At 70.0% G+C, this 23,556-nt stretch carries 19 protein-coding genes; 8 read left to right on the top strand and 11 right to left on the bottom strand.

Features of this window, described 5'->3' with window-relative positions; translation table 11 throughout:
- Positions 1-3: 3 nt before the first annotated feature.
- A complete protein-coding gene (locus D0Y53_RS05790) occupies positions 4-2,154 on the top strand; it encodes an ATP-binding protein (protein ID WP_117202256.1) in 2,151 nt (716 codons plus the stop codon).
- A 9-nt stretch (positions 2,155-2,163) separates the two neighbouring features.
- On the opposite strand, the gene D0Y53_RS05785 is transcribed toward D0Y53_RS05790, so the two are convergent.
- On the bottom strand, positions 2,164-3,069 hold the full coding sequence (locus tag D0Y53_RS05785; protein ID WP_117202255.1) for a crotonase/enoyl-CoA hydratase family protein: 906 nt from the start codon (positions 3,067-3,069) through the stop codon (positions 2,164-2,166).
- Positions 3,070-3,231: 162 nt separating this feature from the next.
- Entirely contained in the window at positions 3,232-4,908 is a 1,677-nt protein-coding gene (locus D0Y53_RS05780; protein ID WP_117202254.1) for a long-chain fatty acid--CoA ligase, read from the bottom strand.
- A 165-nt stretch (positions 4,909-5,073) separates the two neighbouring features.
- On the opposite strand from D0Y53_RS05780, the gene D0Y53_RS05775 reads away from it, so the two are divergent.
- On the top strand, positions 5,074-5,514 hold the full coding sequence (locus tag D0Y53_RS05775) for a nuclear transport factor 2 family protein (protein ID WP_117202253.1): 441 nt from the start codon (positions 5,074-5,076) through the stop codon (positions 5,512-5,514).
- 220 nt (positions 5,515-5,734) lie between these two features.
- Here the strand turns inward: D0Y53_RS05775 and acnA are convergent, their stop codons facing one another.
- From acnA to D0Y53_RS05755, 4 genes are all read right to left on the bottom strand, one after another.
- Positions 5,735-8,509 carry an aconitate hydratase AcnA gene (gene acnA / locus D0Y53_RS05770; RefSeq protein ID WP_117202252.1) on the bottom strand — a complete coding sequence of 925 codons (2,775 nt, stop codon included), beginning with the start codon at positions 8,507-8,509 and terminating at the stop codon, positions 5,735-5,737.
- Between the two features lie 113 nt (positions 8,510-8,622).
- Positions 8,623-9,228 carry a high frequency lysogenization protein HflD gene (gene hflD, locus D0Y53_RS05765; RefSeq protein WP_117202251.1) on the bottom strand — a complete coding sequence of 202 codons (606 nt, stop codon included), beginning with the start codon at positions 9,226-9,228 and terminating at the stop codon, positions 8,623-8,625.
- The gene (gene mnmA, locus D0Y53_RS05760; RefSeq protein WP_117202250.1) at positions 9,225-10,367 is read right to left on the bottom strand and encodes a tRNA 2-thiouridine(34) synthase MnmA; all 1,143 of its coding nucleotides are present in this window, start codon (positions 10,365-10,367) and stop codon (positions 9,225-9,227) included. The genes hflD and mnmA overlap by 4 nt, the downstream gene beginning before the upstream one ends.
- The gene (locus D0Y53_RS05755) at positions 10,364-10,831 is read right to left on the bottom strand and encodes an NUDIX hydrolase (RefSeq protein WP_117202249.1); all 468 of its coding nucleotides are present in this window, start codon (positions 10,829-10,831) and stop codon (positions 10,364-10,366) included. Before D0Y53_RS05755 ends, mnmA begins: the two co-directional genes overlap by 4 nt.
- A 59-nt stretch (positions 10,832-10,890) precedes the next feature.
- On the opposite strand from D0Y53_RS05755, the gene clpS reads away from it, so the two are divergent.
- Positions 10,891-11,211, top strand: coding sequence for an ATP-dependent Clp protease adapter ClpS (gene clpS / locus D0Y53_RS05750; RefSeq protein WP_117202248.1), 321 nt, complete (start codon positions 10,891-10,893; stop codon positions 11,209-11,211).
- Between the two features lie 65 nt (positions 11,212-11,276).
- On the top strand, positions 11,277-13,550 hold the full coding sequence (gene clpA / locus D0Y53_RS05745; protein ID WP_117202247.1) for an ATP-dependent Clp protease ATP-binding subunit ClpA: 2,274 nt from the start codon (positions 11,277-11,279) through the stop codon (positions 13,548-13,550).
- A 123-nt stretch (positions 13,551-13,673) separates the two neighbouring features.
- Here clpA and infA read toward each other — a convergent pair whose 3' ends face one another.
- The 4 genes from infA to trxB all read right to left on the bottom strand — a co-directional run bounded on the left by infA (position 13,674) and on the right by trxB (position 17,170).
- Positions 13,674-13,892, bottom strand: coding sequence for a translation initiation factor IF-1 (gene infA / locus D0Y53_RS05740; RefSeq protein WP_117202246.1), 219 nt, complete (start codon positions 13,890-13,892; stop codon positions 13,674-13,676).
- A gap of 119 nt (positions 13,893-14,011) precedes the next feature.
- Positions 14,012-14,746 carry a leucyl/phenylalanyl-tRNA--protein transferase gene (aat, locus tag D0Y53_RS05735; protein WP_117202245.1) on the bottom strand — a complete coding sequence of 245 codons (735 nt, stop codon included), beginning with the start codon at positions 14,744-14,746 and terminating at the stop codon, positions 14,012-14,014.
- Positions 14,747-14,845: 99 nt separating this feature from the next.
- Entirely contained in the window at positions 14,846-15,997 is a 1,152-nt protein-coding gene (locus D0Y53_RS05730) for a GNAT family N-acetyltransferase (protein ID WP_117202244.1), read from the bottom strand.
- 204 nt (positions 15,998-16,201) lie between these two features.
- On the bottom strand, positions 16,202-17,170 hold the full coding sequence (gene trxB / locus D0Y53_RS05725) for a thioredoxin-disulfide reductase (protein ID WP_117202243.1): 969 nt from the start codon (positions 17,168-17,170) through the stop codon (positions 16,202-16,204).
- A gap of 163 nt (positions 17,171-17,333) precedes the next feature.
- On the opposite strand from trxB, the gene ald reads away from it, so the two are divergent.
- The 4 genes from ald (at position 17,334) to D0Y53_RS05705 (ending at position 23,180) form a co-directional block, all read left to right on the top strand.
- On the top strand, positions 17,334-18,404 hold the full coding sequence (gene ald / locus D0Y53_RS05720; RefSeq protein ID WP_117202242.1) for an alanine dehydrogenase: 1,071 nt from the start codon (positions 17,334-17,336) through the stop codon (positions 18,402-18,404).
- Positions 18,405-18,493: 89 nt separating this feature from the next.
- Positions 18,494-20,845: a DNA translocase FtsK gene (locus D0Y53_RS05715; RefSeq protein ID WP_117202241.1), complete on the top strand. Its 2,352-nt coding sequence runs from the start codon at positions 18,494-18,496 to the stop codon at positions 20,843-20,845.
- A gap of 123 nt (positions 20,846-20,968) precedes the next feature.
- Positions 20,969-21,601 (top strand): outer membrane lipoprotein periplasmic chaperone LolA, encoded by a 633-nt coding sequence (gene lolA / locus D0Y53_RS05710; protein ID WP_117202240.1) that lies wholly within the window; start codon positions 20,969-20,971, stop codon positions 21,599-21,601.
- Between the two features lie 178 nt (positions 21,602-21,779).
- On the top strand, positions 21,780-23,180 hold the full coding sequence (locus D0Y53_RS05705; protein ID WP_117202239.1) for a replication-associated recombination protein A: 1,401 nt from the start codon (positions 21,780-21,782) through the stop codon (positions 23,178-23,180).
- A 30-nt stretch (positions 23,181-23,210) separates the two neighbouring features.
- On the opposite strand, the gene D0Y53_RS12840 is transcribed toward D0Y53_RS05705, so the two are convergent.
- Positions 23,211-23,357, bottom strand: coding sequence for a hypothetical protein (locus D0Y53_RS12840; protein WP_158550586.1), 147 nt, complete (start codon positions 23,355-23,357; stop codon positions 23,211-23,213).
- Between the last annotated feature and the right edge of the window lie 199 nt (positions 23,358-23,556).

Below are 23,556 nucleotides of genomic sequence, written 5' to 3'. Positions count from 1 at the left end.
GCCATGACCCCGGTCCTGTCCCTGCTGGCTGCGCGCCTGTCCAACCGCCCCGACAGCGAGCATCAGCAGGCGCTGGTGCGGCTGGTGATGCTGGGGGTGGTCCTGGCCTACCTGGCGGGCGTGGTCGAGGGCCGCCCGGGAGTGGCCGCGCCGCTGCGGCTGTCGCTGCTGTTCCTGGCGCTGGAATTCGTGGTGGCGTTCTCGATCCTGGGCTGGATCCTGGCGCGCCCGGGGATCTCGATGCCGCGGCGCGTGCTCGGCATGATCGCCGACTACAGCCTGATGGGCGTCGGCATGGTGCTGCTGGGCGAGCTGCTGGCGCCGATGTACGTGATCCTGATGTGGGTGACGGTCGGCAACGGCCTGCGCTTCGGGTCGCGGTTCCTGCATGCGGCGATCGGGTTCGCGGTGGTCACCTTCCTGATCGTGATCCTGCGCACGCCGTACTGGCAGGCCAATCCATGGCTCGGCTGGGGCCTGCTGGGCGGGCTGGTGGCGGTGCCGCTGTACCTGAGCTCGCTGCTGCGGGCGTTGACCCGCGCCACCGAGGCGGCCAAGGCCGCGAGCGAGGCCAAGAGCCGCTTCCTGGCCAACATGAGCCACGAGTTGCGCACCCCGCTCAACGGCATCGTCGGCATGGCCGAACTGCTGGCGACCACGCCGATGAGCCCCGAGCAGCGCGACAGCGCCGAGGTGATCCGGACCTCGGCGCGGGCGCTGCAGCTGCTGGTCGACGACGTGCTCGATTTCGCCACCATCGAGGCCGGCAAACTCAGGCGCAGCGATACCGATTTCAGCCTGGTCGAATTGACCCGGAGCGTGCACGTGATGCTGCTGCCCAGCGCCCAGGCCAAGGGGCTGACGCTGGAAACCGGCATCGCGCGCGAGGTCCCCGACGCCCTGCACGGCGACAGCGGTCACGTGCGCCAGATCCTGATCAACCTGCTGTCCAACGCGATCAAGTTCACCGAGCACGGCAAGGTCTCGCTCGACGTGCAGTTGCTGCAGGCGGACGCGGCCGGGGCGCGGCTGCGGTTCTGCGTGCGCGACACCGGCATCGGCATTCCGGAGGATTATCTCGGGCGCATCTTCGATGCCTTCGAGCAGGTCGATTCCGGCCGCGGGCGCCGCTTCGGCGGCACCGGCCTGGGGACCACGATCGCCAAGGTGCTGACCGAGCTGCTGGGCGGCAGGATCGGCGTGGAGAGCCGGCTCGGCGCCGGTTCGATGTTCTGGTTCGAGCTTCCGTTCCGGCTGGGTGCGGCCACCGGCGCTGCTGCGACCGAATCCAGCAACGTCATCGCCTTCGACGACCCGTTCGTGCGCCATCGTGCGCGGGTGCGTTCGCTGCGGATCCTGGTGGCCGACGACCAGGCGGCCAACCTGCTGGTGATGCGGCGGCTGCTGGAGAAGGCCGGACACCGGCCGCAGGTGGTCGAGGACGGCAACGACGTGCTCAACGCGCTGGAGGCGCAGCAGTACGACGCCGTCATCATCGACCTGCACATGCCAGGCGTGAGCGGCATCGAGATCATGAAGCAGATGCGCTTCATCGAGGCCGGACGCGCGCGCACGCCCTTCATCGTGCTGACCGCGGACGCCACGCCGGAAGCGCGGCTGGAAAGCGAGCGCGCCGGCGCCTATGCGTTCCTGACCAAGCCGCTGGCGATCGACCGCCTGCTGGAGAAGCTCGCCGCGGTCGGCGAGGGCGTCGCGGCCGCGATCGCGCCCGAGCCCGGGCCCGCCGCCGGAAAAGGCGCGGCTGCGGACACCGCGGGCGGTGCCGCGTTGTCGCAGCACATCCTCGAAGAACTGCGCGAGATGAAGCTCGGTGAGGATTTCGTGCACCGGTTCCTGTCCGAGTGCGCCCGCGACGCGCGCAAGGCGCTGGCCGACATGGAAACCGCCGGCAACGCATCGCAATGGGACGAATTCCGCGACGGCTGCCACGCGCTCAAGGGCGCCGCCGGCAACATGGGCGCGGTGCGCCTGGCCGCGAGCGCCTCGGAAGGCATGACCATGGGCAACGACCGGCTGCGGCAGGAATGGCACGGCTTGCTGCAGCAATTGCGCCAGCTGCTGCAGCAGGCGCTCGCCGCGTTGCGCGAACGCGGCGACCTGACCCGGCAGGAAGCGGATTCCGACGGCGCCTGACGCGCTCGCTCAGCGCGTGCCGGCCGTGGTTTCCGGTGCCTGCGCCTGCGGACGCCGCAACTGCGCCCGGACCAGGCGTTCCATGGTCCGCAGCGACTTGTCGCCGAGTTGCAGCGCGGTGTCGACCCAGATCTCGGTGATCCGCATGAGTTCGTCGAGGGCGACCGGATGCACCAGATCCCGCACCCGGTGCAGCGCCAGCCGCGCGGCCGCGATCCTGCGGTTCTGGCGGATCGCCTCGTGCACCGCGCGCACGCCTTCGCCCTTGGGCACCAGCACGTCGACGATGCCCATGCGGTGCAGCTCGTCGCTGCTGTACATGCGGCCGTTGAGCATCATTTCCTCGGCCAGTTTCGGGCTGACGCGGCTGCACAGCAGGGAGTAGGCGCCCATTCCCGGGAACAGCCCGAACAGCACTTCCGGGAACCCCATCTGCACGCCGCTTTCGGCGACGATCGTCTGGCAGGCCAGGGCCAGCTCGAAGCCGCCGCCGAGCGCGTCGCCCTCGACCAGGCCGATGGTGTGCGCGTTCGGGTGCAGGCGCGTATGCAGCAGATGCACGCTGTCGACGCATTCGCGCGCATAACGCAGCAGCCCGTCGCGATCGCGGTTGCGGATCAGCTGCGAGAACAGCTCCAGATCCCCGCCCAGGTTGAACACGTGGGCGTCGGAGGCGAGCACGATGTGGGCGAGATGGGTATCGTCCTCGGCGGCCGACGCGCCGATCGCGTCGATGGTCTGCTGCGCGAACAGACGCAGTTCGCGCAGCAGCCGCGGCGAAAAGCAGGGCCGGTAGGCGGAGTCCGCGAACGCCTGCTGCGCGTGCATGAAGCACCAGTGGGAAGCGTTGGACGCGTCGTGCTGGATGCGGATCGCGGACAGGGTGTCGCGATGGAGCGGTTCGACGTTACGCATGGTGTCCCCCTCGGGAAACGGGCCGCCAGGCGGGTCGGGCTTCCGGTGTGGCTGGCCATGGAAAAGGCATAGCTGCGCCCGACCGGGCGATTCTATGCCCGCCGACAGGGGAAACCGCAATTGCCTGTCCGAGGCCGGCCCGTCGTCCGTGGAGCGGCGCGGCTAGCGGGCGGCCTCGTCGCGCAGCTCGCGACGCAGGATCTTGCCGACGTTGGTCTTGGGCAGCTCGGTGCGGAACTCGACGTACTTCGGATGCTTGTAGCCGGTGAGGTTCTCGCGCGCGTGCGCCTTGACCTGTTCGACGGTCAGCGCCGGATCCTTCTTCACGATCACCACCTTGACCGCCTCGCCGGACTTGTCGTCGGGAACGCCGACCGCGGCGACTTCGAGCACGCCCGGCATCAGCGCGATCACGTCCTCGATCTCGTTGGGGTACACGTTGAAGCCGGACACCAGGATCATGTCCTTCTTGCGGTCGACGATGTAGAAGAAACCCTGCTTGTCCATCCGCGCCATGTCGCCGGTGTGCAGCCAGCCTTCGGCGTCGATGACGTTGGCGGTTTCCTCCGGGCGGTTCCAGTAGCCCTTCATCACCTGCGGGCCCTTGATGCACAGCTCGCCGACTTCGCCGACCGGCAATTGGCGCCCGTCCTCGTCCTTGACGCAGGCGTCGGTGGACGGTACCGGCAGGCCGATCGCGCCGTTGTATTCGGCCAGGTCCATCGGATTGATGCAGGCGGCCGGCGAGGTCTCGGTCAGGCCGTAGGCCTCCACCAGGGTGCAGCCGGTGGCCTGCTTCCAGCGCTCGGCGACGGCGCGCTGCACGGCCATGCCGCCGCCCAGGGTCAGGCGCAGGTGCGAGAAGTCGATCTTGTCGAAGCCGGGCGTGTTGAGCAGGCCGTTGAACAGCGTGTTGACGCCGGTGATCGCCGTGAACGGGATCTTCGACAGCTCCTTGACGAAGCCGGGCATGTCGCGCGGGTTGGTGATCAGGTAGTTCAGCGCGCCGAACTTCATGAACACCAGACCGTTGGCCGTCAGCGAGAAGATGTGATACAGCGGCAGCGCGGTGATGATGATTTCGTCGCCGGGCTTGATGTTGGCGCGGACCCATGCCGCCGCCTGCTGCATGTTGGCGACCAGGTTGCGGTGCGTCAGCATCGCGCCCTTGGCCACGCCGGTGGTGCCGCCGGTGTACTGCAGGAAGGCGATGTCGCCGGAATCGATCGCCACCTTGGGCAGTTTCTGCAACTGCCCCAGCACCAGCGCGTCGCGGAAGCGGATCGCGCCGGGCAGGTCGTAGTCCGGCACCATCTTCTTGACGTACTTGAGTACGAAATTGACGATCGCGCCCTTGGGGAAGCCGATCAGGTCGCCCAGCCCCGTGGTGATCGCCTGCCGCACCTGGGTCCCGGCGATCGCCTCCTGCACGGTGTGGCCGAAGTTGTCCAGCACCACGATCGCGGCGGCCCCGGAATCCACCAGCTGGTGCCTGAGCTCGCGCGGGGTGTACATCGGGTTGACGTTCACCACCGTCAGCCCGGCGCGCAGGATGCCGAAGGTCGAGATCGGGTACTGCAGGCAGTTGGGCATCATGATCGCGACGCGATCGCCCTTCTTGAGCTGGAGCTCGCCGAGCAGGTAGGCGGCGAACTGTGCGCTGAGCCGGTCGATGTCGGCGTAGGTCAGGACCTTGCCGAGGTTGGCGAAGGCGGGGCGATCGCGATAGCTGGCGATGGCGCTTTCCAGCACGGCGACGATCGAGGGGTATTCGTCGGCGTCGATCTCGGCCGGCACCCCGGCCGGGTACTGGGCAAGCCACGGGCGCTCGGAACTCATCGCAATTCCCCCTGTAAATAGTCGCGATCCGGACCTGCACGCCGCAGTACGGTGCTCACGCGATTGGAGCATAGGCCTGCGGGGGCTGGCAAGGCGAGTGCGGCCGGTGTTACGTCGTACGCTTGCGCCGTGCCGCCCGTTTCGCGCGCGGCCGGGAGGACGTCCATGGCGATGCGGGGGTGGGTCTGGCTGGCCGCGGCGGCACTGCTGCTGGCGCTGGGCGCGTGCGCACGCACGCCGCCGGAGCAGCGGTTGCGCGAAACCGTCGCGACGCTGCAGGCCGCGCTGCAGGCGCGGCAGGCCGGCCCGCTGCGCCAGACGCTGGCCGAGGATTTCGTCGGGCCCGAGGGGCTGGATCGCGACGCCGCGGTGCGGCTGGCGCAGGGGTTGTTCCTGCGCCATCGCCGGATCGGCGCCGACATCCTCGGCCCGCTGCAGGTGCAACTGCAGCCGGGCCACGCCAGCGTCCGTTTCGAACTGGCGTTGACGGGCGGCTCGGGGGGCGTGCTGCCGGAGTCGGCGCGGATCTACAGCGTGGAAACCGGCTGGCGGCTGGAGGACGGCGACTGGCGCCTGACCAGCGCCCGCTGGACGCCGAGGTTGTAGCGGTCCGGTTGGGGCACGCCCGTCACGGCCCGCGACCCCGGCAGGGGCGCGCGCCGGGGCACGGCGGGTATGCATGACCTGCCTGCCGCAGGTGCGGCACGCAGTCCGGGATGCCGCCGTGCGGGCGAGCCGGCATTGCGCGTGCGGAGCATCGCGGTGCCGCCCGCGGTAACGCCCCGCGCGCGCTGCGTCGGGCCGAGCCCGGCCCGGCCCGGAGCGGTTACGCGGCCTGCTTCGCCGCCAGTTGCCGCAGCACGTAGTGCAGGATGCCGCCGTTGCGGTAGTACTCGACTTCCTTCGGCGTCAGCAGCAGCACCTTGACCTGGAAACGCTTCTCGCTGCCGTCCACCTTGCGGGCGACGACGGTCGCGGTCTTGGCGGCGCCGTCCTCCAGGCCGGTGACGGCGATCTCCTCGCTGCCGTCCAGGCCCAGGGTGCCGGCGTTCTCGCCGTCCTTGAACTGCAGCGGCAGCACGCCCATGCCGACCAGGTTGGAGCGGTGGATGCGCTCGAAGCTCTCGGCGATGACCGCCTTGACCCCGAGCAGGATCGTGCCCTTGGCCGCCCAGTCGCGCGAGGAGCCGGTGCCGTATTCCTTGCCGGCCATCACCACCAGCGGGATGCCGGCGGCCTTGTACAGCATCGCCGCGTCGTAGATCGACAGCTTCTTGCCGTGGTCGCCGCCGCCGCCGTAATAGACGGTATTGCCGCCTTCCTCGCCGCCCAGCATCAGGTTCTTGATGCGGATGTTGGCGAAGGTGCCGCGCACCATCACGTCGTCGTTACCGCGACGGCTGCCGTAGCTGTTGAAATTGCGCTGCTCCACGCCACGCTCGATCAGGTAGCGGCCGGCCGGGGAATCCTTCTTGATGGCGCCGGCCGGGGAGATGTGGTCGGTGGTGATCGAATCGCCGAACAGGCCCAGCACGCGGGCGCCGTGGATGTCCTGGATGGCGTCGACGTCCATGGTCATGCCGTCGAAATAGGGCGGATTCTTGATGTAGGTCGAATCCCCGCTCCAGGCGTAGCTCTCGCCGTCCGGCGAATCGATCGCGTTCCAGCGGGCGTCGCCCTTGAACACGTCGGCGTAGTTCTTGGCGAACATCTCCGGGTCCAGGGTCGCGGTGATCAGGTCGCTGATCTCGCGGTTGGACGGCCAGATGTCGCGCAGGTACACGTCCTGGCCGTCGCTGCCCTTGCCCAGCGGCTGGGTGCTCAGGTCGATGTCGACGGTGCCGGCGATCGCGTAGGCGACCACCAGCGGCGGCGAGGCCAGGTAGTTCATCTTGGTCTCGGAATGGATCCGGCCCTCGAAGTTGCGGTTGCCCGACAGCACCGAGGCCACCACCAGGTCGTTTTCGGCGATGCCGCGCGAGACTTCCTCCGGCAGCGGGCCGGAGTTGCCGATGCAGGTGGTGCAGCCGTAGCCGACGATGAAGAAGCCGAGCTTCTCCAGATCGGGCAGCACGCCGGCCTTCTTCAGGTAGTCGGTGACCACCATCGAGCCGGGGCCGACCGAGGTCTTGACCCACGGCGCGGACTTCAGCCCCTTGGCGACCGCGTTGCGCGCCAGCAGCCCGGCGCCGAGCATCACCGCCGGGTTGGAAGTGTTGGTGCAGGAAGTGATCGCGGCGATCACCACCGAACCGTCGGTGAGGTCGTGCTCCTGGTCCTGGATGCGGATCCGCGAGCTTGGCTTGGCGGCCAGGCGCGCGGCCTGGGTCTGCGCGGCACCCTCGGCATCCATGCGCCTGGCGTCGCCGTTGCGCGGCGCGCGGTTGGCGGCAAAGGCCTCGAGGTGGGTGCGGAAGTTTTCGCCCAGGTCCTCCAGCAGCACCCGGTCCTGCGGCCGCTTGGGGCCGGCCAGCGACGGCTTGACGTCGCCCAGGTCCAGTTTCAGCGTGGCGCTGTAGCGCGCGTGCGGAGAATCCGGTTCGTGCCACAGGCCCTGGGCCCTGGCGTAGGCCTCCACCAGCGCGATCTGCTCCTCGCTGCGGCCGGACAGGCGCAGATAGCGCAGCGCCTCGGCGTCGATCGGGAAGATGCCGCAGGTGGCGCCGTATTCGGGCGACATGTTGGCGATGGTGGCGCGGTCGGCCAGCGGCAGGTGCTGCAGGCCGTCGCCGTAGAACTCCACGAACTTGCCGACCACGCCCAGGCCGCGCAGCATCTGGGTGACGGTCAGCACCAGGTCGGTGCCGGTGGCGCCCTCGGGCAGCTTGCCGGTCAGGTGGAAGCCGACCACCTGCGGGATCAGCATCGAGGACGGCTGGCCCAGCATCGCGGCCTCGGCCTCGATCCCGCCCACGCCCCAGCCGAGCACGCCCAGGCCGTTGATCATGGTGGTGTGCGAGTCGGTGCCGAACAGGGTGTCCGGGAACGCCATCAGTTCGCCCACGCCTTCGTCGTTGACGATCTCGCGCTCCATCACCACCCGCGCGAGGTATTCCAGGTTGACCTGGTGGACGATGCCGGTATCCGGCGGCACCACCTTGAAGTTGTCGAACGCCTTCTGGCCCCAGCGCAGGAAGCCGTATCGCTCCTTGTTGCGCTCGAACTCGATCCGCGCGTTGAGTTCCAGCGCGTCGGCGCGGCCGAACACGTCCACCTGCACCGAGTGGTCGATCACCAGCTCGGAGGGAATCAGCGGATTGATCTGGCTGGGCTTGCCGCCGAGCTTGCGCACCGCGTCGCGCATCGCCGCCAGGTCGACCACGCAGGGCACGCCGGTGAAGTCCTGCAGCAGCACCCGCGCCGGCATGAACGCGATTTCGGTATCCGACACGGCGTTCGGATCCCATTGGGCCACCGCCTCGATGTGGCTGGGCAGCACCGTCACGCCGTCCTCGTGGCGCAGCAGGTTCTCCAGCAGGATCTTCATCGAATAGGGCAACCGCGCCAGGTCGAAACGCTTGCCCAGCTCGGGCAGGCTGCAATAGACGTAGGACTTGCCGTTGACGTCGAGACGGGCGCGGGTGGCGAAGGAGTCAGCCATGGTGGGGCTCCGAAGGAGGGAGGGAGGCGGGCAAACACACCGCATTCAGCCCCGCAATTATGCCGGAAACGGCCTGCGGCCGCACCGCCAGCAGCCGCGACCGGGCGGCCGGATCAGGCCAGTGCGGTGTCGATCGCGGCCAGCATGGCCCGGCGCCGCAGCAGGAAATCCCACAGGCTGCCGCCCAGTTGCCGCCACAGCACCGCCGAGCGCAAGGCGGCCAGCAGCACCGCGCGGATTTCGGCGACCACCCCCGGCTGGCCCAGGTAATGCGGATTGCCCTGGACCATCACCCGCGGCCGCAGCTGGCTGACGGTATCGGCGTAGAGGCTGCCGAGCGCGGCCAGCACCTCCGGGTGCGTGCTGTCCAGGCGCCGGGCGTCGGGCGCCAGTGCGAGCAGGCCATCGTGCACGCGCCGGGCCATCGGGTCGCGGGAGAACCGGCGCTCCAGCTGCAGCACCGCCAGCGCCAGGCGCGGCAGCAGCGGGTCGCGGGCCTCGTTGCGAAAGTAGCTGCGCAGCAGCAGCAGCCCCGGACGCAGCGCGGCCTGCCCGCCATAGACGGCGGCCGGCGACTCGGCGTCGATCCGGAACACGCTGTCCAGCGCGGTGGCCAGGATGCCGGCATCGGCCTGGCCGGTGTCGGCGATCCGGCGCACCTGCGCCAGCGCCTGCACCAGGCCGGCCAGCGCCAGCATGCGGTGTTCGAGTGCGCTCATGCCTGTCCTGCGCGAAGTTGCATGGGAGTCCTCTCGTGGAGTCGGGTTTCCAGGGCCGCATCGGTGGCGGCGATGACTGCGCCGCCCAGGCAGCGTTCGCCGGCGTACAGCACCAGCGACTGTCCCGGCGTGACCGCGCGCTGGGGGCGGGCGAAGCGGACCGCGAGGCTGCCGTCGTCGCGCACCTGCACCCGGCAGGGCTCGTCGCGCTGCCGGTAGCGCACCTGCGCGGTGCAGGCCAGGGACGCCGTCGGGGGACACCCGGCGATCCAGTGCGCCGGCTCGGTCCACAGCGCGCTGGATTGCAGCCACGGACTGTCGTGCCCCTGGTCGACGTACAGCACGTTGGCCGCCACGTCCTTGCCGACGACGTACCACGGCGCCGCCTCGCGCCCGCGGATACCGCCCAACTGCAGGCCCTCGCGCTGACCCAGGGTGAAATAGAACACGCCCGCATGGGTGCCCAGCACGCGCCCCTGCGGGTCGCGGATCTCGCCCGGGCGAGCGGGCAGGTAGCGGGCGAGGAACGTGCGGAAATCGCGTTCGCCGATGAAGCAGATCCCAGTCGAATCCTTCTTGGCCGCGGTCGGCAGGCCGGCCTCGGCGGCCAGCCGGCGCACCTGGGGCTTGGCCAGCTCGCCGAGCGGGAAACGCGTGCCCGCCAGCTGCGCCTGGCCGAGCTGGTGCAGGAAATAGCTCTGGTCCTTGCCGCGATCCAGCGCCCGCAGCAGCTGCCAGCCGCCGTCGGCGTGCGTCACCCGGGCGTAGTGGCCGGTGGCGATGCCCTCCGCGCCCAGGGCGCGGGCGGCGTCGAGGAAATGCCGGAACTTGATCTCGCGGTTGCACAGCACGTCCGGGTTCGGGGTACGCCCGGCGGCGTATTCGGCGATGAAATGGGCGAACACGCCCTCCCAGTATTCCGCGGAAAAATCGCGGAAGTGCAACGGAATGCCGAGCTGCCCGCAGACCGCGACCGCGTCGCGGCGGTCGTCCCGGGCGCGGCAGTCGCCGCTGCCGTCGTCGGCCCAGTTGTCCATGAACAGCCCGGCGATCGGCTCGCCGGCGCGCTGCAGCAGCAGGGCCGCAACCGAGGAGTCGACCCCGCCCGACATGCCGACGATGGTGCGCGGCCCGCTCACGGCACCTGCCGCAGCAGCGACAGCGGCTGCCGGCGCCCGCCCAGGCAGTCGGCGACCGCCTGCCAGACCAGCGGGCTGCGGTGCCGCTCGCGCGCCGCCAGCAGGTCCGCCGGCGTCAGCCACAGCGCGCGCACGATGCCGGTGTCCAGCGGGCGGGTCGGGTCGTGCCGCAGCGGCTCGGCGGCGAAAGCAAAGCGCAGGTACTGGCGCTGCGTCTCCGGGGCCGTCCACTGGTAGGCGCCGACGAAGGCGGTCAGGCGCACGTCCCAGCCGGTCTCCTCGCGGGTCTCGCGCAGCGCCGCCTCGGCCAGGCTCTCGTCGGGTTCCAGGTGCCCGGCGGGCTGGTTGAGCACCAGCGCGCCGTCGCGCGCCCGTTCCTCCACGCACAACAGGCGGCCGTCGCGGACCACCACCGTGGCCACGGTCACGTCCGGCTGCCAGTAACGGCCTTCGCGATAGGTCATGCGGGCATTGTCCGTCGGCGGCCGCCGCGGCGTCCACGCCCCGTTCGTATAATCGACGCATGGGCACCCAACCAGGCAACGAACGCGACCACGGGGTGGTGGTCGAGACCAGCAAGCCGGAGGTGGCGCGGCCGCCGCTGTACTCGGTCCTGCTGCTGAACGACGACTACACGCCGATGGAATTCGTGGTCGACGTGCTGGTGCGCTTTTTCGGCATGAATCTCGACAAGGCGACCCAGATCATGCTCCACGTGCATACCCGCGGCCGCGGGGTGTGCGGGGTCTTCACCCGCGAGGTGGCCGAGTCCAAGGTGGCGCAGGTGAACGAATATTCAAGACTCAACCAGCATCCGTTGCTGTGCACGATGGAGAAGGCGTAGAAGGGCTTGAGCGGGGCCGTCGGCCGCCCCACATCAGCAGCAGTGCTTTCGGAGGCTCCCGCCCCATGTTCAGCAAGGATCTCGAATACAGCATCGGCCAGTGCTACAAGCGCGCCCGCGAGGCGCGCCACGAGTACATGACGGTCGAACACCTGCTGCTGGCGCTGCTCGACAACCCGTCCGCCGAGGCCGTGCTCAAGGCCAGCGGCGCCGATTTCCCGCGGCTGCGCGCCGATCTGGAGCAGGCGATCGACCGCTCGGTGGTCAAGCTCGACGCCGAGGACGGCCGCGACACCCAGCCCACGCTCGGTTTCCAGCGCGTGCTGCAGCGCGCGGTCTACCACGTGCAGTCCTCCGGCAAGAAGGAAGTCACCGGCGCCAACGTGCTGGTGGCGATCTTCGGCGAGAAGGACTCGCACGCGGTGTACTTCCTCAACCAGCAGGACGTGACCCGGCTGGACGCGGTCAACTACCTGTCGCACGGCATCGCCAAGCAGGGCGGCGAGGAGCCGCACGGCGCCGAGGACGGGGCGCACGCGGAAGGCGCGGAAGGCGAGGCCAAGGCCGACGCGCTGACCGAGTTCGCCAACGATCTCAACGCGCTGGCGCGCGAGGGCCGGATCGACCCGCTGGTCGGCCGCGTCGAAGAGATCGAGCGCACCATCCAGGTACTGTGCCGCCGGCGCAAGAACAATCCGCTGTACGTCGGCGAGGCCGGCGTCGGCAAGACCGCGCTGGCCGAGGGCCTGGCCAAGCGCATCGTCGAGGGCGATGTGCCCGAGGTGCTGGCCGATGCCACCATCTACGCGCTGGACCTGGGCGCGCTGGTCGCCGGCACCAAGTACCGCGGCGACTTCGAAAAGCGCCTGAAAGGCGTGCTGGCGGCGTTGAAGAAGATGCCCGGCGCGATCCTGTTCATCGACGAGATCCACACCATCATCGGCGCCGGTTCGGCCTCGGGCGGGACCATGGACGCGTCCAACCTGATCAAGCCGATGCTGGCGTCGGGCGAGCTGCGCTGCATCGGCTCGACCACCTACCAGGAATACCGCGGCATCTTCGAGAAGGACCGCGCGCTGGCGCGGCGCTTCCAGAAGATCGACATCGTCGAGCCGACCGTCGGCGAGACGGTGGAGATCCTGCACGGGCTCAAGCCCCGGTACGAGTCGCACCACGGCGTGACCTACGCCGACGAGGCGCTGCAGGCCGCGGTCGACCTGTCGGTCAAGCACATCGGCGACCGCCTGCTGCCGGACAAGGCGATCGACGTCATCGACGAGGCCGGCGCGCGGCAGCGGTTGTTGCCGCTGGATGTGCGCAAGAGCCTGATCGACGTCGAGGAAATCGAGATGATCGTGGCCAGGATGGCGCGGATCCCGGCCAAGCAGGTCAGCGCCTCCGACAAGGACGTGCTCGAGCACCTGGAGCGCAACCTGAAGATGGTGATCTTCGGCCAGGACCAGGCGATCGAGACCCTGACCGGCGCGATCAAGCTGGCGCGCTCGGGGTTGGCGAACCCGGAAAAGCCGATCGGCAACTTCCTGTTCGCCGGCCCCACCGGCGTCGGCAAGACCGAGGTCACCCGGCAGCTGGCGCTGCAGCTCGGCATCGAGCTGGTGCGCTTCGACATGAGCGAGTACATGGAGCCGCATTCGGTGTCGCGCCTGATCGGCGCGCCCCCGGGTTACGTCGGCTTCGACCAGGGCGGCCTGCTGACCGAGAAGATCGTCAAGACCCCGCACTGCGTGCTGCTGCTGGACGAGGTCGAGAAGGCGCACCCGGACATCTTCAACATCCTGCTGCAGGTGATGGACCGCGGCATCCTGACCGACACCAACGGCCGCGAGGCGAACTTCAAGAACGTGATCCTGGTGATGACCACCAACGCCGGCGCGGCGCAGGCGGCGCGGCGCTCGATCGGCTTCACCCAGCAGGACCATTCCAGCGACGCGATGGAGGTGATCCGTCGCGGCTTCAGCCCGGAGTTCCGCAACCGGCTGGATGCGGTGGTGCAGTTCCAGGCGCTGGGCATGGAACACATCCTGCGCGTGGTCGACAAGTTCCTGATCGAGCTGGAAGCGCAGCTGCACGAAAAGGGCGTGAGCCTGTCGGCGACGCCGGCGGCGCGCGACTGGCTGGCGCAGCACGGGTTCGACCCGCTGATGGGCGCGCGGCCGATGGCGCGGGTGATCCAGGACAAGGTCAAGCGCCCGCTGGCCGACGAGCTGCTGTTCGGCAAGCTGGTCGGCGGCGGCCGCGTCGGCATTGACGTCAAGGACGGCGAACTGGTGGTGGACGCCCAGGCCGAGCCGGAGAAGCTGTTGCCGGCGGTGGTGTGATCCGGACGCGGCTGCAGCCGTGCCCGGCGGACGAATGCCCCGGGCGCGCGGTGTCCGGTCGGGTGGCGGAGACGAAAAAAGGCGGCCACTGGCCGCCTTCTTTTCACGATCGCGCCCGCGCGTTCACTTCATGCGGTAGGTGATGCGTCCCTTGGTCAGGTCGTAGGGGGTCATCTCGACCTTGACCTTGTCGCCGGTCAGGATGCGGATGTAGTTCTTGCGCATCCGCCCGGAGATGTGGGCAATGATTTCGTGACCGTTCTCCAGTTTCACCCGGAACATGGTGTTCGGGAGGGTTTCGGAGACCGTGCCTTCGAATTCGATGACGTCGTCTTTCGCCATGTGTTTCCTGGGTGCCCGCGCGGGCTTGCAGGACGGGCCTGCGGGGTGGCTGGCGGGCGGATTGGCGCCCGAAAGTCCAACATTCTGACACGCGCGGGGGGCGCGCGCAAAACCGGACGTCAGCGGGCGAGCGCGGCGGCGGGCAGCTCGGCGAAGCGCCGGGTCCAGGGGCCGGGCGCTTCGGGCATCGCCACCAGGTCCGCGACCCGGCGCAGGAACCGCGCCCGCGCCCAGGCCTCCGCGCCCAGGCTGAGCAGGTGCGGGCTCTCGATCTGGGCATCGATCAACGGCCAGCCCCAGGCATGCAGGCACCGCCCCAGCGCGGCCAATGCCACCTTGGAGCCGCCGGAGCGCGCGCTGAACATGCTTTCGGCGAAAAACATGCGTCCGCAGGCGACTCCGTAGAGGCCGCCGACCAGGCGGGCGTCGTCGAACACCTCGATCGAATGCGCATGGCCGCGCCGGTGCAACTCGCAATAGGCCGCGCGCATCTCCCCCGTGATCCAGCTGCCGTGCTGGCCGCGGCGGGGCAGGTGCGCGCAGGCATCGATCACCGCCTCGAAGCCGGTGTCGGCGCGCACCACCCAGGACGAATGCCGCAGCGACCGCCGGAAGCGCGAGGACAGACGCACGCCGTCGCTGCGGAACACCAGGCGCGGGTCCGGCGTCCACCACAGGATCGGCTGTCCGTCCTCATACCAGGGAAAGATCCCGTGACGGTAGGCCTGCAGCAGGCGTGCGGGCGACAGGTCGCCGCCGACGGCGAGCAGCCCTGCGGGCGCGCGCAGGGCGCTTTCGGCGGGCGGGAACGGCGCCAGCGGGTCTGCGGGCAAGGTCGGCAGGCGGATGGCCATGGCGCGGATTGTAGGAGCGTGCCGCGGGCGGGCCGGTCCACGGGCTCAAGGGCCCGAGGTGGCCGGGTCGTCGTCTGCGCAAGGGCCGCGGCAACGATCCTAAGCCTCCATGCCGCTGCGGAACGGCGAATGCGCGGTCAGGGCCGCGGCATAGCGCCGCACCTCCCGCGCCTCCTGCGCGCACCAGGGCGCCAGCGCCGCGGCGAACGCCGGGTCGGCGATCCAGTGGCGGCTGCGCACCAGCGCCGGCAGGAAGCCGCGCGCCAGCTTGTGCTCGCCCTGCGCCCCCGGTTCGAAGCGCGTCAGCCCCTCGCGCAGGCAATAGTCGATGCCCTGGTAATAGCAAGTCTCGAAGTGCAGTCCGGGCACCCGGGCGCCGCCCGGAGCGTCGTCGTCCGCGCCCCAGTAGCGTCCGTACAGCGTGTCGCCGCCGCGCAGGCACAGCGCACCGGCGATGTCGCGGCCGTGGCGCGAGGCCAGCACCAGCACCAGCTGCCGCGGCAGCGCCCGCGCCAGATGCCGCAGGAACTCCAGCGTCAGGGTCGGCGTATTGCCGTATTCGGCGAAGGTGCGCAGGTAGAAGCGGTGCATGCCGGCCAGTTCGGCGTCGCTGGCGTCGCCGCCGTGGACGATGCGCAGGGCCACGCCGGCGCGCGCGACCCGGGCGCGCTCCTGGCGGATGTTCTTGCGATGCTTGTGGTCCAGCGCGGCCAGGAAATCGTCGAAATCGCGCCAACCGGCGGCGTTGCGCCAGTGGTATTGCACGTCGATCCGCGGCAGCCAGGCGGCGTCGAAGAGCGCGTCCTCGGACTCGTCGTGGAAGTTGACGTGCGCCGACGACAGCCCATGGTCGCGCGCGTACCCGGCCAGCGCCTGCAGCAGCGCGCGGCGCGCGGCGGCATCGCGGGCCAGCAGCCGCGGCCCGGTGACCGGGGTGTACGGCACCGCACACAGCAGCTTGGGGAAGTAGTCGCGTCCGTGCTGCGCATAGGCCCGTGCCCAGGCGTGGTCGAACACGAACTCGCCGTGCGAATTGGTTTTCAGGTACGTCGGCGCCGCCGCAAGCAGGCGCCCGCCTTCGCGCAGCACGAGATGACGTGGCGTCCAGCCGAGTCGCGCCTGCAGCACGCCGTACTGCTCCAGGCCGCAGAGGAAGGCGTGGGAGACGAACGGATTGCGGCCGTCGTGCAGCGCGTCCCACTGCGCGGCGGGGACCTGGTCCAGCGAGTCGAGCGTGTGGACGGTGGGCATGGGAGGAAAAACGCGAAAGTCCGCGCTAGTGGGAGGCGCCTGTGTCTGCAGGGCCTGCGTCACGCGCTGCCATCATGCGCTCCCGTCATGCGACCGTTGCCGCCGGTGGCGCGATCTTGCCGGTTACGGATCGTCCGGCATGGAAATCCCGGGTCGGGTGCTTGGGAACAAGGCCGATGCCGGCAGGGCATCGGCCGGGCGCGTTCACTCGCCCTTGTCGAGGAACTTCTCCGCGTCCAGCGCGGCCATGCAGCCGAAGCCGGCCGAGGTGATCGCCTGGCGATAGTGCTGGTCGGCGACGTCGCCGGCCGCGAACACGCCCGGCACCGAGGTCGCGGTGGCATCGCCGGACAGGCCCGAGCGGATCTCGATGTAGCCGTTGTGCATCGCCAGCTGGCCCTCGAACAGCGAGGTGTTGGGGGTGTGGCCGATGGCGACGAAGAACCCCTGGATGGCCAGCTCGCGGGTCGTGCCGTCCAGGGTCGACTTCACCCGCAGCCCGGTGACGCCGCTGTCGTCGCCCAGCACCTCGTCGGCCACGTGGTGCCAGACCGGTTCGATCTTCCCCGCCTGGATCTTGGCCTGCAGCTTGTCCTGCATGATCTTCTCCGCGCGCAGGGTGTCGCGGCGGTGCACCAGGTAGACCTTGCGCGCGATGTTGGCCAGGTACAGCGCTTCCTCCACCGCGGTGTTGCCGCCGCCGATCACGGCCACGTCCTGGTCCTTGAAGAAGAAACCGTCGCAGGTGGCGCAGGCGGAGACGCCGCGGCCCTTGAATTTTTCCTCCGACGGCAGCCCGAGGTACTTGGCGGTCGCGCCGGTGGCGATGATCAACGCGTCGGCGGTGTACTCGCCGCTGTCGCCCTTGAGCCGGAACGGACGTCGCGACAGGTCGGCGGTATGGATGTGGTCGAACACGACCTCGGTGCCGAAACGCTCCGCATGCGCCTGCATCCGCTCCATCAGCGCCGGCCCCATCAGCCCGTGCGCGTCGCCGGGCCAGTTGTCGACTTCGGTGGTGGTCGTCAGCTGCCCGCCCATTTGCAGGCCGGTGACGACGACCGGCTTGAGATTGGCGCGCGCCGCGTAGACGGCGGCGGTCCAGCCGGCGGGGCCGGAACCGAGGATCAGCAGGCTGCAATGCTTGGCGGAACTCATCGTGGATGGGGTCATGGGTATAATCGTCGGGAGAAATCGCGCTGCCGCCACGGGTGCGCGGCCCCCAATAGAGTGGCGGCCCGTGCCCGGCAAAACAAGGCGGGGCATCACGACGACGACACCCATCACACCCCGGCCGGCATGGCCGGCACCTTCATCCTGTTTGAGGCCAACGAAAATGCGGATCGGCGTACCCAAGGAAACCAAGACTCTCGAAGGGCGCGTCGCGCTCGTGCCGGCCGCCGCCGGCGACCTGGTCAAGCGCGGCCACGAGGTCTGGCTGGAATGCGGCGCCGGTGTCAAGAGCGGTTTCGGCGACGAGCAATACACCCGGCTGGGAGTGAAGATCGCCGCCGACGCGGCCGACGTGTACGCCAAAGGCGAGTTGATCGTGAAGGTCAAGGAGCCGATCGCCGGCGACCTGGCGCACCTGCGCCGCGACCACCTGCTGTTCTGCTACCTGCACCTGGCGGCCGAACCGGCCCTGACCCGCAAGCTGCTCGACATCGGCCTGACCGCGATCGCCTTCGAAACCGTGGAACTGCCCAACGGCGACCTGCCGCTGCTGGCGCCGATGTCGATCATCGCCGGCCGCATCGCCACCCAGATCGGCACCACGCTGCTGCACCAGCCGCAAGGCGGCAAGGGCAAGCTGCTCGGCGGCCTGCCGTCGACCGAGCGCGGCAAGGTGGTGGTGTTCGGCGCCGGCAAGGCCGGTGGCGCCGCCGCGGCGCTGGCCGCGGCCGCGGGCGCGAACGTGACCGTGTTCGAGATGCGCCAGGACCGCATGGACGAGATGATGCGGCTGGGCAACAACGTCACCGCGCTGTATCCCTACCACGACGTGGTCGCGCGCGAGGTCGCCGCGGCCGATCTGGTGGTCGGCGCGGTGCTGGTCACCGGCGCCAGGGCGCCGCACGTGCTGACCCGCGACATGCTCAAGGACATGGAGGACGGCAGCGTGGTGGTCGACATCGCCATCGACCAGGGCGGCTGCTTCGAGAGCTCGCGGCCGACCACCTGGAAGGAGCCGACCTTCGTGGAGGAGGGCGTGACCCACTTCTGCGTGACCAACATGCCCGGCGCGGTGCCGCAGACCTCCTCGCAGGCGATCTGCGCGGCGATCCTGCCGTGGGTCAACAAGCTGGCGTCCGGCGGCAACTGGCGCGACAACGCGGCGCTGGTCCGCGGCATCAACGTGGAAGGCGGCAAGCTGGTGCACCCGGCCCTGCAGGGCATGAAACCCTGACCCGCCGCGGCCGGGCACGGCGCTGGCGGCAGTCCCTGACGGCTTGTACCATCAAGCTATTAGGGGATTCTCTTAAGGCCTGATCGCACGTGGCACGCCCGCTCTCCGAACGCAGCAAAGGTACCCGCGCCGGCGCTAGGAAACCGCCGGCCGCGGGCAGCCCGCGCCGCCAGCGGCTGTGGCGCGACATCGCGCTGATCCTGATCGCGCCGCTGCTGCTGTACCTGCTGGCGAGTCTGTTCACGTTTTCGCCGCAGGATCCGGGCTGGTCGCATTCGGGCAGCGTCACCGCGCCGCTGCACAACCTCGGCGGTCGGGTCGGCGCGTGGCTGGCGGACGTGCTGCTGTACCTGACCGGCTACGTCGCCTTCCTGCTGCCGCTGGTACTGGGGCTGGTCGCCTGGATCGCGCTGTTCGGCCTGGACAGCGACGGCGATGGCGACGCCGACCTCGGCCCGGCGTTGCGGCTGGTCGGGATCGTCGGCTTCCTGGTGTCCGCGACCGGCCTGCTGCACCTGCGCCTGGGCGCGGTGGTGGACTTTTCCGCCGGCAGCGGCGGCATCCTCGGGCAGCTGGTGGGCCGCTCGCTGTACCGCGGCTTCGGCCCGGTCGGCGGCAACCTGTTCCTGCTGGCATTGCTGCTGGTGTCGGTCACGCTGGCGACCGGGCTGTCGTGGCTCGGGGTGATGGACCGGATCGGGCGCGCAGTGCTGGCGCTGGGACCGCTGTTCCGGCGCGGCAGCCAGCAGGCCAGCCAGTGGCAGCAGGCGCGGGCGATGCGCGAGGAGCGCGAGGAGGTGCGCAAGTTCGATTCCGAGCTGCGCGCCCGACGCGCGCCGGTGAAGATCGAACCGCCGGCGCCGACCCAGGTGGAAAAAAGCGACCGCGCCAAGCGCGAGCAGCAGATCCCGCTGTTCCACGTCGGCGACGGCTCCGGCATCCCGCCGCTGGCGCTGCTCGACGATCCCAAGCCGCAGGCCAAGGGCTACGACGAGCAGACCCTGGACACGCTGTCGCGGCAGATCGAGTTCAAGCTCAAGGATTTCCGCATCGACGCGCAGGTGGTCGGCGCCTATCCCGGGCCGGTGATCACGCGCTTCGAGGTCGAGCCGGCGCCCGGAGTCAAGGTCAGCCAGATCTCCTCGCTGGACAAGGACATCGCCCGCGGCCTCTCGGTCAAGGCGGTGCGCGTGGTCGACGTGATCCCGGGCAAGTCGGTGGTCGGGCTGGAGATCCCCAACACGCACCGCGAGATGATCTACCTCAGCGAGCTGCTGCGCTCGCGCGAATACGACAAGGCCGCCAGCGTGCTGACCCTGGCGCTGGGCAAGGACATCGGCGGCCGCCCGACCGTGGCCGACCTGGCGCGCATGCCGCATCTGCTGGTCGCCGGCACCACCGGCTCGGGCAAGTCGGTGGCGGTCAACGCGATGGTGCTGTCGCTGCTGTACAAGGCCAGCCCGCAGGACGTGCGGATGCTGATGATCGACCCGAAGATGCTGGAGCTCAGCGTCTATCAGGGCATTCCGCATCTGCTGGCGCCGGTGGTCACCGACATGAAGGAGGCCGCCAACGGCCTGCGCTGGTGCGTGGCGGAGATGGAGCGGCGCTACAAGCTGATGTCGGCGGTCGGCGTGCGCAACCTGTCGGGCTTCAACAAGAAGGTCCGCGACGCACAGGACGCCGGGCAGCCGCTGATGGACCCGCTGTTCAAGCCCAACGCCGAGTTGAACGAGGCGCCGCGGCCGCTGGAGGCGCTGCCGTTCATCGTCATCTTCATCGACGAATTCGCCGACATGATGATGATCGTCGGCAAGAAGGTCGAAGAGCTCATCGCGCGCCTGGCGCAGAAGTCGCGCGCCGCCGGCATCCACCTGATCCTGGCCACGCAGCGGCCGTCGGTGGACGTGATCACCGGCCTGATCAAGGCCAACATTCCCACCCGCATCGCCTTCCAGGTGTCGAGCAAGATCGACTCGCGCACGATCCTCGACCAGTCCGGCGCCGAAACCCTGCTCGGCCACGGCGACATGCTGTACCTGCCGCCGGGCACGGCGATGCCCGAGCGCATCCATGGCGCCTTCGTCAGCGACGACGAGGTGCATCGCGTGGTCGAGCACCTGAAGCAGTCCAGCGACGGCCCGCAGTACATGGACGGCGTGCTGGAGGAGGTGCAGTCGCTCGGCGACGGCGTGGTGGTCGGCGCCACCGGCCTGCCGGAGTCCAGCGGGGCAGGGGACGAGTCCGACCCGCTGTACGACGAGGCGGTGCGCATCGTCACCGAGACCCGGCGCGCCTCGATCTCCGGCGTGCAGCGGCGGCTGAAGATCGGCTACAACCGCGCCGCGCGCCTGATCGAGGCGATGGAGGCGGCCGGCGTCGTCACCCCGCCGGAGCACAACGGCGACCGCAGCGTGCTCGCGCCGCCGCCGCCCAAGTGAGCCTCGCGGCGCGCTTGACCCGTCACTGAACGCATGCCGCGGCCGGTGCGGCCGTGAGGCCGTGAGGCCGTATTCAGCCTGTACGTCGCAGACTCTGCGCCTGTCCTCTTCCCGGAGCTTTCCATGCGCTACGCCCGCCTGCCTGGTTTGGCCCTGGTCCTCGTCGTCGGCCTGGCGGCCGGCAGCGCCGACGCCGGCGCCCGCGACGACCTGGCCGCTTTCACCCGCGGACTGCAGGGCCTCCAGGGCCAGTTCGTGCAGCAGGTCTACGACGCCAACGGCAAACTCAAGGAATCCTCCAGCGGCCGCGTGGCGCTGTCGACGCCGCGGCTGTTCCGCTGGGAATACGTCAAGCCCTACGCGCAGTTGATCGTCGCCGACGGCCAGCGCGTATGGGTGTACGACCCCGACCTGCAGCAGGTCACCCGGCGCGCACAGGGCGCCGCCGAGCAGGACAGCCCGCTGGCCGCGCTGCTGGATCCCTCGCGGCTGGACCGCGACTACCTCGTGCGCGAAACCGGCACCGCCGACGGCCTGGCGTGGCTGTCGCTGCAGCCCAGGCAGCCGGACGGCGCCGGCTTCCAGTCCGCCCGCCTGGGCTTCGGCGCGCACGGCCTGGCCACGATGCAGGTGGTCGATGCGCTGGGACAGAAGACGCAGATCCGCTTCAGCCACTGGCAGCGCAACCCGGACTTCGCCGGCGGCACCTTCCGGTTCAGCCCGCCCAAGGGCGTGGACGTAGTCGGCGAAGGCTGAGCCGCGCAGCCGGGGACCGCGGTGGGCAACGGCAGGCGCGAGCCTGCCGTTTGCGTTGGTGTGGTTACCGGGCGTTCGCCAGTCGTGGTCGCGCCTGCCGGCTGCCGGAAGTCGCCGCCGCGCAAGCCTGCCGCGGCCGCTCTTGCTATCGTGGTGACCCGTCCCGTTTCCCGCTCCCGTGGCCCGGCGCAACGTTCCGCCTCCTGACGCTCCCGATCTGCTGCGCGCCGACCACGACGCCTTGCGGCCGCTGGCCGAGCGCATGCGTCCGCGCAACCTGGACGAGATGGTCGGCCAGCGCCGGTTGCTGGCGCCGGGTTCGGCGCTGCGTCGCGCGGTCGAGTCCGGGCGCGTGCATTCGATGATCCTGTGGGGGCCGCCGGGCTGCGGCAAGACCACGCTGGCGCTGCTGCTGGCCAGGTACGCCGACGCCGAGTTCCGCGCGATCTCGGCGGTGCTGTCGGGCCTGCCGGAAGTGCGGCAGGTGCTGGCCGAAGCCGGGCAGCGTTTTGCGCAAGGCCGGCGCACGGTGCTGTTCGTCGACGAGGTGCATCGCTTCAACAAGGCGCAGCAGGACGCTTTCCTGCCGCACATCGAGCGCGGCAGCATCCTGTTCGTCGGCGCCACCACCGAGAACCCCTCGTTCGAACTGAACTCCGCGCTGCTGTCGCGCTGTCGCGTGCACGTGCTCGAAGCGCTGGCGGTCGAGGACATCGTGCGCGCGCTGCGGCAGGCGCTGGACGACGCCGCACGCGGCCTCGGCGGCCGCGGCCTGCAGGTCGAGGACGCGCAGCTGGCGCTGATCGCGCAGGCCGCCGACGGCGACGTGCGGCGCGCGCTGACCCTGCTGGAAATCGCCGCCGAGCTGGCCGCGGAGGGCGGGGACCGCGGCGCGGCGGAAGCGGGCGGGGCCCGCATCACCGAGGCGACCCTGGCGCAGGTGCTGGCCGACCGCACCCGGCGTTTCGACAAGGGCGGCGAGCAGTTCTACGACCAGATCTCGGCGTTGCACAAATCCGTGCGCAGCACCAATCCCGATGCTGCGCTGTACTGGTTCGCGCGGATGCTCGATGGCGGCGCCGACCCCGCGTACCTGGCGCGGCGGATCACGCGGATGGCGGTCGAGGACATCGGCCTGGCCGATCCGCGCGCGCTGCCGATGGCGCTCGCGGCCTGGGACGCGTTCGAGCGCCTCGGCCGCCCGGAGGGCGACCTGGCACTGGCGCAGGTGGTGCTGTACCTGGCCAGCACCGCGAAATCGAACGCGGCCTACATGGCCCTGGGCGCCGCGCGCCGCGATGTCGAGCAATACGGCAGCCAGGACGTGCCGCTGCACATCCGCAACGCGCCGACGCAATTGCTCAAGCAGCTCGGCTACGGCAAGGGCTACCAGTACGACCACGACGCCGAGGGCGGCATCGCCCTGGACCAGACCGGGTTTCCCGACGCCATGGGCGAACGCGTGTACTACCGGCCGGTGGAACGCGGCCTGGAGCTGCGGCTCAAGGAAAAACTGGACGCGCTGCGGGCCGCCCGCGAGCGCGCACGGGCGGCCCGCGACGACGCGACCGGGGCGTGACCGGCGATCGGCGCGCCCCGGCCGCAGCCGTCAGAACGGCACCGACATGTACGACGCCGTCTGCACCTCGGTGTCGCCCGGCTGCGCGGCGAACTGCTTGCCGACCCAGCCGGCGAGCAGGACGGCGAAGACGGCGATGGCGATGACCGTGCCGGGCCGGTGGCGGGGTGCTTTCATCGTGGACTCCTGGATCTGCAGAGGGGGGAGGGTGCGAGCGGCGCGCAGTCTCGCCGTCGCGGTCATGCGGGGAAATGACCTGAATCAAGCGCTTGCGGGGCGCGCGGCCCGGATCGCCGCGGCGATGCGGAGAGATGATCTGGGTCAAGCGGCGGCCCGGAAAACCGCAATGCTCGCGGACGCGCCGGGCTGGCGGCGG

Origin of the sequence: Cognatiluteimonas weifangensis (genome assembly GCF_003416885.1) — a bacterium.
Taxonomy (GTDB): domain Bacteria; phylum Pseudomonadota; class Gammaproteobacteria; order Xanthomonadales; family Xanthomonadaceae; genus Cognatiluteimonas; species Cognatiluteimonas weifangensis.
Note: the sequence above shows the minus strand (reverse complement) of the source record. Positions and strands in the feature narration are given on the sequence as shown.

Excerpts from the sequence above, each read along its gene's own strand:
- clpS (WP_117202248.1), top strand. The coding sequence starts at position 10,891 with ATGGGCACCCAACCAGGCAACGAACGCGACCACGGGGTGGTGGTCGAG.
- lolA (WP_117202240.1), top strand. The coding sequence starts at position 20,969 with ATGCGCTACGCCCGCCTGCCTGGTTTGGCCCTGGTCCTCGTCGTCGGC.
- trxB (WP_117202243.1), bottom strand. The coding sequence starts at position 17,170 with ATGACCCCATCCACGATGAGTTCCGCCAAGCATTGCAGCCTGCTGATC.
- acnA (WP_117202252.1), bottom strand. The coding sequence starts at position 8,509 with ATGGCTGACTCCTTCGCCACCCGCGCCCGTCTCGACGTCAACGGCAAG.
- D0Y53_RS05775 (WP_117202253.1), top strand. The coding sequence starts at position 5,074 with ATGGCGATGCGGGGGTGGGTCTGGCTGGCCGCGGCGGCACTGCTGCTG.
- D0Y53_RS05790 (WP_117202256.1), top strand. The coding sequence starts at position 4 with ATGACCCCGGTCCTGTCCCTGCTGGCTGCGCGCCTGTCCAACCGCCCC.
- hflD (WP_117202251.1), bottom strand. The coding sequence starts at position 9,228 with ATGAGCGCACTCGAACACCGCATGCTGGCGCTGGCCGGCCTGGTGCAG.
- D0Y53_RS05730 (WP_117202244.1), bottom strand. The coding sequence starts at position 15,997 with ATGCCCACCGTCCACACGCTCGACTCGCTGGACCAGGTCCCCGCCGCG.
- ald (WP_117202242.1), top strand. The coding sequence starts at position 17,334 with ATGCGGATCGGCGTACCCAAGGAAACCAAGACTCTCGAAGGGCGCGTC.
- infA (WP_117202246.1), bottom strand. The coding sequence starts at position 13,892 with ATGGCGAAAGACGACGTCATCGAATTCGAAGGCACGGTCTCCGAAACC.
- D0Y53_RS05780 (WP_117202254.1), bottom strand. The coding sequence starts at position 4,908 with ATGAGTTCCGAGCGCCCGTGGCTTGCCCAGTACCCGGCCGGGGTGCCG.
- clpA (WP_117202247.1), top strand. The coding sequence starts at position 11,277 with ATGTTCAGCAAGGATCTCGAATACAGCATCGGCCAGTGCTACAAGCGC.
- D0Y53_RS12840 (WP_158550586.1), bottom strand. The coding sequence starts at position 23,357 with ATGAAAGCACCCCGCCACCGGCCCGGCACGGTCATCGCCATCGCCGTC.
- D0Y53_RS05785 (WP_117202255.1), bottom strand. The coding sequence starts at position 3,069 with ATGCGTAACGTCGAACCGCTCCATCGCGACACCCTGTCCGCGATCCGC.
- D0Y53_RS05755 (WP_117202249.1), bottom strand. The coding sequence starts at position 10,831 with ATGACCTATCGCGAAGGCCGTTACTGGCAGCCGGACGTGACCGTGGCC.
- aat (WP_117202245.1), bottom strand. The coding sequence starts at position 14,746 with ATGGCCATCCGCCTGCCGACCTTGCCCGCAGACCCGCTGGCGCCGTTC.